The 10000-nt window shown below is 33.4% G+C and carries 8 protein-coding genes; 5 read left to right on the forward strand and 3 right to left on the reverse strand.

The annotated features are described in order from the left end of the window. The coding region (locus LDL23_RS01610; protein WP_291264145.1) for a hypothetical protein at nucleotides 1-219 on the forward strand (219 nt) is incomplete at its 5' end. Nucleotides 220-374: 155 nt separating this feature from the next. Here the strand turns inward: LDL23_RS01610 and LDL23_RS01615 are convergent. The 3 genes from LDL23_RS01615 to LDL23_RS01625 all read right to left on the reverse strand — a co-directional run bounded on the left by LDL23_RS01615 (nucleotide 375) and on the right by LDL23_RS01625 (nucleotide 3775). After that, complete coding sequence (locus tag LDL23_RS01615) at nucleotides 375-1922, reverse strand: aldehyde dehydrogenase family protein (protein ID WP_291264152.1); 1548 nt, start codon at nucleotides 1920-1922, stop codon at nucleotides 375-377. Between the two features lie 98 nt (nucleotides 1923-2020). Continuing rightward, nucleotides 2021-2563, reverse strand: a complete 543-nt coding sequence (locus LDL23_RS01620) for a 3-hydroxyanthranilate 3,4-dioxygenase (RefSeq protein ID WP_291264146.1) — start codon at nucleotides 2561-2563, stop codon at nucleotides 2021-2023. A 93-nt stretch (nucleotides 2564-2656) separates the two neighbouring features. Continuing rightward, nucleotides 2657-3775: an endonuclease/exonuclease/phosphatase family protein gene (locus LDL23_RS01625; RefSeq protein ID WP_291264147.1), complete on the reverse strand. Its 1119-nt coding sequence runs from the start codon at nucleotides 3773-3775 to the stop codon at nucleotides 2657-2659. A 139-nt stretch (nucleotides 3776-3914) separates the two neighbouring features. On the opposite strand from LDL23_RS01625, the gene LDL23_RS01630 reads away from it, so the two are divergent. The 4 genes from LDL23_RS01630 to hflX all read left to right on the forward strand — a co-directional run bounded on the left by LDL23_RS01630 (nucleotide 3915) and on the right by hflX (nucleotide 9967). After that, nucleotides 3915-6695, forward strand: a complete 2781-nt coding sequence (locus LDL23_RS01630; RefSeq protein WP_291264148.1) for a TonB-dependent receptor — start codon at nucleotides 3915-3917, stop codon at nucleotides 6693-6695. A gap of 11 nt (nucleotides 6696-6706) precedes the next feature. After that, nucleotides 6707-7327, forward strand: a complete 621-nt coding sequence (locus LDL23_RS01635) for a choice-of-anchor J domain-containing protein (protein ID WP_291264149.1) — start codon at nucleotides 6707-6709, stop codon at nucleotides 7325-7327. A 5-nt stretch (nucleotides 7328-7332) separates the two neighbouring features. Continuing rightward, nucleotides 7333-8655: a DUF5689 domain-containing protein gene (locus LDL23_RS01640; RefSeq protein ID WP_291264150.1), complete on the forward strand. Its 1323-nt coding sequence runs from the start codon at nucleotides 7333-7335 to the stop codon at nucleotides 8653-8655. An 88-nt stretch (nucleotides 8656-8743) separates the two neighbouring features. Beyond that, nucleotides 8744-9967 carry a GTPase HflX gene (gene hflX / locus LDL23_RS01645; protein WP_291264151.1) on the forward strand — a complete coding sequence of 408 codons (1224 nt, stop codon included), beginning with the start codon at nucleotides 8744-8746 and terminating at the stop codon, nucleotides 9965-9967. Nucleotides 9968-10000: the final 33 nt, after the last annotated feature.

Here is a 10000-nt window from a genome sequence, read left to right on the forward strand (position 1 = left end):
AATCAATATAACTTTATTGTTTCAAAAATTAAAATAAGAGATAATGGAAGTATATTGATTAATGACACGTTTTATAGTCCTAATTTTATGTTAACTAATGGGTATGACATAAAAATAAATGATTCTATTGTAAAACCATCAAAATCTAGAGAAATGTATGTTTACAGAAAAGAAAATTCAAATTATAAATTATTCTTAACTATTAAAAGTAAAAAATAATTATATACGAAAATTGTCTAATAACTACATTTCCGTTAGCTCCTAATCGAATTCGTTTAAGAACTATCAAAATAAAAAAACCCTGCAATGATCTCGCAGGGTTTTTCTATATCCAAAAGTAACTAACCACTAATTACTTTTCACTAATCACTTATTTAAAAATCAAACTTAATACCCTGTGCTAAAGGTAACGCTGTTCCGTAGTTAATGGTGTTGGTTTGTCTTCTCATGTAGGCTTTCCATGCATCAGAACCTGATTCACGTCCACCACCTGTTTCTTTTTCACCACCAAAAGCACCACCAATTTCAGCACCAGAAGTTCCGATGTTTACGTTAGCAATACCACAATCAGAACCCGCAGCAGAAAGGAATAACTCCATTTCTCTCATGTTGTTTGTAAAGATAGAAGAAGATAATCCTTGAGGAACTGCATTTTGCATTTCAATCGCTTCTTCAATTGTGCTGTATTTCATCACATATAATACTGGAGCAAAAGTTTCGTGTTGTACAATTTCGAACTCGTTTTTAGCTTCGATAATACATGGTTTTACATAACAACCGCTTTCGTATCCTTTTCCTTCTAAAACACCGCCTTCTACAATAACTCTTCCGCCTTCTGCTTTTGCTTTTTCGATAGCGTTTAAGTAATCTTGAACCGCTCCTTTATCGATAAGTGGTCCCACGTGATTGTTAGCATCTAATGGATTTCCGATTTTTAACTGCGCATAAGCTTTTGCTAAAACGTCTAATGTTTTATCGTAAACACTTTCGTGAACAATTAATCTACGCGTTGAAGTACAACGTTGACCCGCTGTTCCTACCGCTCCAAATACCGCTCCTACCAATACCATTGATAAATCCGCTTCTTTAGAAACGATAATCGCGTTGTTTCCACCTAATTCTAAGATAGTGTTTCCAAAACGCTCAGCCACAGTTTTAGATACGTGACGACCAATTCTTGTAGAACCTGTAAATGATACTAATGGAATACGTTTGTCGTTATTGATTAAATCTCCAGACTCGTTACCTACTACTAAACAGCTGATTCCTTCTGGTAAATTGTTTCTTTCTAATACCGTTTGAATGATGTTTTGACAAGCTACACCACATAAAGGTGTTTTTGAACTTGGTTTCCAAATACAAACGTCACCACAAATCCAAGCTAACATCGTGTTCCAAGACCAAACCGCTACTGGGAAGTTGAAAGCCGAAATGATTCCAACTACTCCAAACGGATGCCATTGCTCATACATTCTGTGCATTGGACGCTCCGAGTGCATGGTTAATCCGTGTAATTGACGAGATAAACCTACTGCGAAATCACAGATATCAATCATTTCTTGAACTTCTCCAAGACCTTCTTGATACGATTTACCCATTTCAAAAGACACTAATTTTCCTAATGCTTCTTTGTGTTTACGCAATTCTTCTCCCATTTGACGTACAATTTCCCCTCTTTTTGGAGCTGGAACCAAACGCCATGTTTTGAAAGCTTCTTCTGCAGCACTCATAGCTGTTTCGTAATCTTCTTTTGTTGAAGATTTTACTTTTCCAATCAAATCTCCTGTTGCTGGTGAGTATGATTCGATGATTTTTCCGTTAGAAAACCACTTTGTTCCAGTAGAAGTTCCTTCGTTAATTTCTTTAATGCCTAATTGTTGCAAAGCTTCTTGCATACCAAATTGAATTGCTGCTTCAGATATCATTTTATAACTTTTTATTCGGTTTTTGTTAAATTTTTACAAATGTAAAAAATATATTTTAATAATTGTGTGTCACAGGTTACACAGCTGTTTTTTAACTATTTCTTATTAGTAAACTTAGGATTGGTTTCCATTACAGTACCACATTTTTTACACGTTCTTTTTTCTTCTGAATTATAAAACGTACTGAAATGCGGTAAAAAGTCTTTTTCAATATCGTGTAACTCGAAATAGACTTCATGTAATTTGTGATTGCAATTGTCGCAAAACCACAACAACCCATCGTTGAATCCTTTTCCTGCGCGTTTTCTTTCGATTACCAAACCTACAGACCCTTCTGTTCTAGCAGGAGAATGCGGTACTTTAGCAGGATGCAAATACATGTCGCCTGGTCCTAATTTCATGGCTTTCTTTTCGCCATCTTCTTGAACATAGACTGTGATTTCTCCTTCTAATTGATAAAACAACTCTTCGGTTTCGTTGTAGTGATAGTCTTTTCGTGCATTGGGTCCACCCACTACCATAACAATATAATCGTCTGAAGTTTCATCATAGATGGTTTTGTTTCCCACGGGTGGCTTCAAAAACTGTCGGTTTTCTTCAATCCATTGATTTAGATTAAATGGTTTTTTAATTTTCATCTTCTGCAATTTAAAAACGTAAAGTTACTAAAAAGAAAAAAGGTTAGCCGCATTTTATTGCAAACTAACCTTATTAAATTATTAAGATTGGAATTACTTCACTTCTTTCACTAGATAAATATATACCGGGAAGTGATCCGAAAATCCTGGAACTCCATTTTGATTTCTCAGTGGATATCCTTTGTACTGCCCTGTTTTTTGAATTAAGAAAGGCTTGTTATAAATGCCCGCCTTCCAATATTTAAAAGTAGCATAATCATTATTATCTGCTGGAACTAATTGTTGACTTACCATAATTTGGTCAAAAATATCTCCTGCGTCGCGATAAAACAAAGAAGAGTTACCGTCTTTCTGCATTTGCTCAAACGGATTGTAAACATCTCTTGGTTCTTTTAATTCTGTTTTTTTAAGTTTTGCTCCAACTCCTTGTTTTACAGATTTATTGTAAGGGCCATCATTTAAGTCTCCCATCGTAATAAACTTAGCTTTTGGATTGATTTTGATGATAGAATCCATAATTTTTCTATTCAATCTTCCAGCAGCTTCTCTGTATGGGCTACTTTTTTTCTCTCCACCAGAACGCGATGGCCAGTGGTTAACAATTACGTTAATTTCTTCTCCATCTAATAAACCAGTAACCAAAAGTTGGTCACGTGTATAAATACGTTTTGTTTTTTTATCGTAGTTTACATTTTCCTCAACCTCTTTTTCATCCTCTTTTGTGCTTTTCTTATCAGAAGTAGTTTCTGTTTCATAAACATACAAAGGCACATTTATGTAACTTGTTGGCTGAAAATACTTTTCTTGATATAAAAATCCAACGTCAATTCCACGTTTGTCTGGAGAATCAAAATGGACTACTTTGTATCCTTTGTTAATTAAAGTAGGATGCTTAACTAAGTCTTCTAGCACTCTTCTGTTTTCAATTTCACAAGCGCCAATAATTACTGGAGAATTTTTTTGACTTTCGCTTGTGCCTAACTCGATAAGTACACGACTTAAATTGTCTAACTTCTTTTGATAATTCTTTTTTGTCCAACCATTTACAGGAGTATACTCTTCATCATAAGTATCTGGATCATTAATTGTATCAAATAAATTCTCAAAATTGTAAAATGCTACGGTATGCACTTTAAATTTTTTATCCTGTGAAACAGCACTATTTACAGACAAAATCACAGCAAAAACAGCCAAAAGGTGTTTAATTTTCATAAATCAAATGTTATATTAATATCAAGTTTATTACAAATTGGGTGCCAAAGGTAAATAATATTATTAAAAGTTATACATTTGTAGGCTGTTAAGTTTGTAACTACTTAACATTAAATTAGTATTAATTTTAATATTCTTTATGAAAAAACTTGTATTGAGCACATTATTAGTGCTGCAAGCTGTTTTTGTTTTTGCACAGCAAAATCCAGCCTTAAAAGGTAAGGTTATCGATGCTAAAAGTCAAAAACCATTACAAAATGTTGTTGCAACCATTCAAAGTACGAACCAATCTGCTTTGACTGATTTTGATGGAAACTTTGTTTTTCAAACTATCCCAACGGGTGAACAAGTGTTGACAATCAAAACTTCTGGATACACGCAACAAACTTTTATGTTAGAACCTTCTGCTAATGGCGAAACTCTTGATTTAGGAGTAGTTGTGCTAGAAGAAGACATTACATCTGAACAACAATTAAGTTTAGTAACAATTACTGAAAATGATTTAGGAGATGACAACAGTGGTTCTGAAAGTACTTCTGGGCTTTTACAAGCAACTAGAGACACGTATCAACAAGCTGCAGCATTTAACTGGGGTTTAGCACGTTTTAGAATTAGAGGTCTAGATAATGAATATGGAGTTACCATGATTAATGGTCTCACTATGAATAAATTATATGACGGAAGACCACAATGGAGTAACTGGGGTGGTTTAAATGATGCAACTCGTAATCAAGAATTCACTATGGGTTCTGGTCCATCTGATTATACATTTGGTAGTGCTTTAGGAACTCAAGAAATTAATACAAGAGCTTCTTTTTACCGTCCAGGAACAAGAATATCAATGTCGGGCACTAACACCAACTATAGCTGGAGAATGATGGGAACTCACGCGTCTGGTATGAATAAAGACGGATGGGCATTTGTGGTTTCAGCTTCTAGAAGATGGGCAGAAGAAGGTTATTTTGAAGGAACTGACTACAGTGCAAATTCATTATTTGCAAGTGTTGAGAAAAAAATTAATGACAAACACAGTTTGAATTTAACTGCTATTTATGCTCAAAATAGTAGAGGAAAAAACTCTCCAAACACTAAAGAAGTGAATGATTTAATGGGAATTAAATACAATTCTTATTGGGGATGGCAAGATGGTAAAAAACGTAACTCAAGAGATAAAGATGTTGAAGAGCCAATTACAATGTTATCTCACTATTGGAAAATTACAGAAAAAACAACTTTAAATACTAACGTTGCTTTTCAAACGGGTAAAATTGGAAACTCTAGATTAGATTACCAATTAGGAAACAATCCAGATCCAACTTACTACAAAAACTTACCAAGTTACTACAGTAATTTAGGAGGTTATACTCCAGACCAATTAACTCAAATTGGAAATGGATTTAGATCAAATTCACAAATTGATTGGAATGCCATGTATATTGCAAACCAAAACAGTGCTTTTGCAGGAAGAAGTGTTTACGTTTTATATCAAGACAGAACGGATGACAATCAATTAAGTGCAAACAGTATCTTGAATTCAAGTATTTCTGAAAATGTTAGCTTAACAGCAGGAGCAAATTTCAGAAAATTACGTTCTCATAATCACCAAAACTTATTGGATTTATTAGGAGGGCAATATTTCTTAGATATCGATCCTTTTTATTCAGGAAATGCGTCTCAATCTGACTTAAACAATCCAAATAGACAAGTTGTAGAAGGAGATACTTATGGGTATAATTATTTACTACACGCTTTAACATTTGATGGATTTACTCAATTTAAATTCACTTACGACAAAGCTGATTTTTATTTAGCTCAATCGTTCTCTAGATCAGAATACCAAAGAGAAGGTCTTTACAAAAACGGAATTTATGCAAATAATTCTTACGGAAAAGGAGAGAAAATTATATTCGAAAACTTTGGTTTCAAAGGAGGCTTAACTTACAAATTAAACGGAAGAAATTATTTAGATTTCAACGGTTTATATCAAACAAAAGCACCAGGTTTGAGAAACTCTTTCTCAAATGCTAGAATGAATAACAATATTACTCCAGATTTACAAAGTGAAAGCATTACAAGTGCTGATGCAAGTTATATCTTAAGAGCACCAAAATTCAAAGCGCGTTTAACTGGTTTTTATTCTAAAATTCAAAATGCTACAGAAATTTCATTCTTCTATGGAGAAGGAATTAGTGGTGGTGACGATGGTGGTGACGAAGATACTTTCGTTAGTGAAATCGTAACTGGAATTGACAAACAAAACATGGGTGCAGAACTTGGTTTAGAATACCAAATTACATCTACTATTAAAGCTACAGCTGCTGCTTCTTACGGACAGTACATCTATTCTGATAATGCTAAATTAAAAACAAATGATGATGCATTAGCTGCTGCTGGAAATGAAAGTTTAACAGATTTTGGAACTGTTTACATGAAAAATTACCACCAACCAGGTATGCCACAAACTGCGGCTTCATTTGGTTTAGAATATAGAGATCCTAATTTCTGGTGGATTGGAGCAAATGTTAATTACTTAGCTAACAGCTACATTGATTTTGCTAACATTTTAAGAACTGATAACTTCAGTATTGACAATAATACAGGAGATAATTACTCGGGAGCTACACCTGAAACAGTTAGAGATATCTTAAAACAAGAAAAATTCGACAGCTTTACATTAGTAAACTTAACAGGAGGAAAATCGTGGAGAATTAGTAAAGCAAATCGTAATACAGTTGGATTCTTTGCTTCTGTAAACAACGTTTTTGATGTTACTTATAAAACAGGTGGTTTTGAACAATCTAGAAAAGCAACTTTCCCAGATTTACAAGCAGACCAAGCTAACGGAACTCCTTCTTTTGGATCTAAATATTTTTACGGATACGGAAGAACATTCTTTGTTAACTTCTACATTAACTTCTAAAAAAATATACTATGAAAATAAAATTTTTAAAAACAATTTTCTTGTTAGCACTTAGTACAAGTGCATTAACAAGTTGTGTAGGAGATGATGATTATGTCATTCCTACAGTGTTTAGCTATGCCTTCAATGAAGGATTTGAATCTTCACCTACAGGAAGTGGTTCTGTTGAAGTGCCAATCGCTTTAGAAGGATGGGTGAACTATAATGCAACATCAACTCGTCTATGGCATGCAAGAACATTTTCAAACAACATTTATACTGAATTTTCTTCATTCTATTCTGCTGCTGGAACAAATGATGTGGCTTGGTTAATTACACCTGCTATTGATTTAACAGCTACTAGTGGTGAGATCTTATCTTTTACAACTAAGACAAGATTTTCAAACGGATACCCTATGACTGCTTTTATTTCAACTGATTATGATGGAACTACTGCGGGAATTGCAACAGCTACTTGGACTCCTTTAACATTTACAACACCTTCTACTGATGATGTTTTTGTTAATAGCGGTAACATTGACTTAAGTGCTTACGAGAGTGACAACGTTAGAATTGCTTTCAAATATACTGGAAGTAAATCAGGTGTTACAACTACTTTACAATTAGACAATATTAAGATCACTAAAAATTAATAGCTATGAAAAAATTAAAATTAGTATTAACAACCGCTGTTTTAGCATCTTTAGTTGGATGTGTTAATGGCGATGATTATGGAACACCTGATTTATCGAACGATTGTATTAGTATAGCTGCAACTAAATCAGTACAAGATATTGCAACTTTAGCTAATACTACTGTTCAACAATATCCAGATGCTGATTACATAGAAGCTTATGTTACTTCTAGTGACGAAGGTGGAAATTTTTACAAATCGATATCATTTGTTTCTGTTGACGGAGCTAAAGGATTTACAATGCCGATTGATGATTACAACTTATATACTAGATATGAGCCAGGAAGAAAAGTAACCATTAACATGAAAGATCGTTATTACAATTTTGATAATCAAATATCTTCTTTAGAAATAGGTTCACTTTTTGAAGGTAGTGTAGGAAGAATTTCTGGTATTGAATATAAAGATGCTATCTTAAGAAGTTGCGATAAAGTTGATGAAGAAACTTTAGTACAGCATATTTCACTTTCTGATATCAATGATACTTATTTACACAAATTAGTAGAGTTTGACGAGGTGCAATTCGCAAATGCTTCTTTAGGACACACTTATCACGATGAAGCATTATCCTATGTGGGTGCTACTGCTACTAATCATTCCGTAATTGATGCAGCTGGAAATTCAATAACTGTTCGTAATAGTGCATTCGCTACATTTGCGACAGAAGAAATTCCAAGTGAAAACGGTAAAATTCGTGGTGTTTTAACTAAATATAATGGTACTTTTCAATTAATGTTAAGAACTCTTAATGATGTTAAGTTAACTAATCCAAGATTAAACCCTGCAATCGAAAACTTTGAATCTTTTGCATCAAACACTGCTATTTTTCCTAATTATTTTAATTTAAAAGTTGTAGGTACTAACGATTGGTTTGTAGGTTCTTTCAACGGAAATAAATATTTACAAGCAAGAAAAGGTAACAGTACAGGAGCAACTAAAATTTTCTTTGTAATGCCATATAATTTTGACATGCATACAAAAGTTTCATTCAAAACTTTATATGGGTACATGTCTCAAACATCAACTCCTATAATGAAAGTGTATTACTCTACAAATTTCAATAGTGCTAACCCTACTGCAAACCTTGTAGATATCACTAGTAGTTTTACATTCTCTAATCATACAGGTACGGGATGGGCAAGTACATTTACAAATTCTGGTGTTCATACCTTTACAGGAATGTCTGGACAAGGGCATATCATTTTTGCTTATGATGTAGCTGCAACTTCAACTACTAATGCAGAAACTAGACCAGGTGCTCAAATAGATAATATTTTATTTCAATAAGTTATAAGATAAATTTTAAAAGCGACTCAAATTGAGTCGCTTTTTTTATGCTTGCTATTTCGTACCTTTGTATTCTTAAAGAACGATTATGTTAGAGAAAGAAGTTATTGACTTTGAAAAATCAATTATTGTTGGGATAGTAACACAAAACCAAAGTGAAGATAAACTAAACGAATATCTTGACGAATTGGAGTTTTTAACCTATACTGCTGGTGGAACCGTTATCAAACGTTTTTCACAAAAAATGGATAAACCCAATCCAAAAACGTTTGTTGGAACGGGTAAATTAGAAGAAATTAAATATTTTATCAAAGACAACGATATTAAAACCGTAATTTTTGATGACGAATTAACACCTTCACAATCCAAAAATATCACCAAAGAATTAGATTGTAAAGTATTAGATAGAACTAATCTTATCTTAGATATCTTCGCGCAACGTGCCGAAACTTCGTATGCCAGAACACAAGTAGAATTGGCACAATGCCAATATTTATTACCTCGTTTAACCGGAATGTGGACCCACTTAGAACGTCAAAAAGGGGGAATTGGAATGCGTGGTCCTGGAGAAACTGAAATTGAAACCGACCGTCGTATTGTGCGTGATAGAATCTCTTTACTAAAAGAAAAAATTAAAGTAATCGACAAACAAATGGCAACGCAGCGCAGTAATCGTGGCGCCATGGTTCGTGTAGCTTTAGTAGGTTATACCAATGTTGGAAAATCTACTTTAATGAATGCTGTTGGAAAAAGTGATGTGTTTGTAGAAAATAAATTATTCGCAACACTTGACACAACTGTTCGAAAAACTGTAATAAAGAATTTACCGTTCCTTTTAAGCGATACGGTTGGATTTATTAGAAAACTACCAACACAATTAGTTGAGTCGTTTAAAAGTACGTTAGACGAAGTGAGAGAAGCTGATTTGTTGCTTCATGTGGTAGACATTTCGCATCCTGACTTTGAAGACCATATTGCATCAGTAAACCAAATTTTACAAGATATTAAAAGTGCTGACAAACCTACGATTATGGTTTTTAATAAAATCGACGCATACAAATCAGAACATTTTGATGAAAATGATTTAAGTATTGAAAAAACTACCAAACATTATACTTTGGAAGATTGGAAAAGAACTTGGATGAGCAAATTAGGTGATAAAAACACGTTGTTTATTTCAGCTACTGAAAAGGCAAATTTTGAGGAATTCAGAGAAAAAGTCTACGAAGCTGTTAGAGAAATTCATATTACGAGATTTCCATACAACAAGTTTTTATATCCTGATTATAAAGATGCCGTTGAAAACGAATAAAAAAAAGACCTCAATTGAGGTCTTTTTTTTTAT

This window comes from Flavobacterium sp., from assembly GCF_020217025.1.
Lineage (GTDB): Bacteria > Bacteroidota > Bacteroidia > Flavobacteriales > Flavobacteriaceae > Flavobacterium.

Bases quoted from the DNA above. Each gene is read 5' to 3' on its own strand.
- LDL23_RS01620 (WP_291264146.1), bottom strand. From the start codon at position 2,563: ATGAAAATTAAAAAACCATTTAATCTAAATCAATGGATTGAAGAAAAC.
- LDL23_RS01625 (WP_291264147.1), bottom strand. From the start codon at position 3,775: ATGAAAATTAAACACCTTTTGGCTGTTTTTGCTGTGATTTTGTCTGTA.
- LDL23_RS01630 (WP_291264148.1), top strand. From the start codon at position 3,915: ATGAAAAAACTTGTATTGAGCACATTATTAGTGCTGCAAGCTGTTTTT.
- LDL23_RS01635 (WP_291264149.1), top strand. From the start codon at position 6,707: ATGAAAATAAAATTTTTAAAAACAATTTTCTTGTTAGCACTTAGTACA.
- LDL23_RS01640 (WP_291264150.1), top strand. From the start codon at position 7,333: ATGAAAAAATTAAAATTAGTATTAACAACCGCTGTTTTAGCATCTTTA.
- hflX (WP_291264151.1), top strand. From the start codon at position 8,744: ATGTTAGAGAAAGAAGTTATTGACTTTGAAAAATCAATTATTGTTGGG.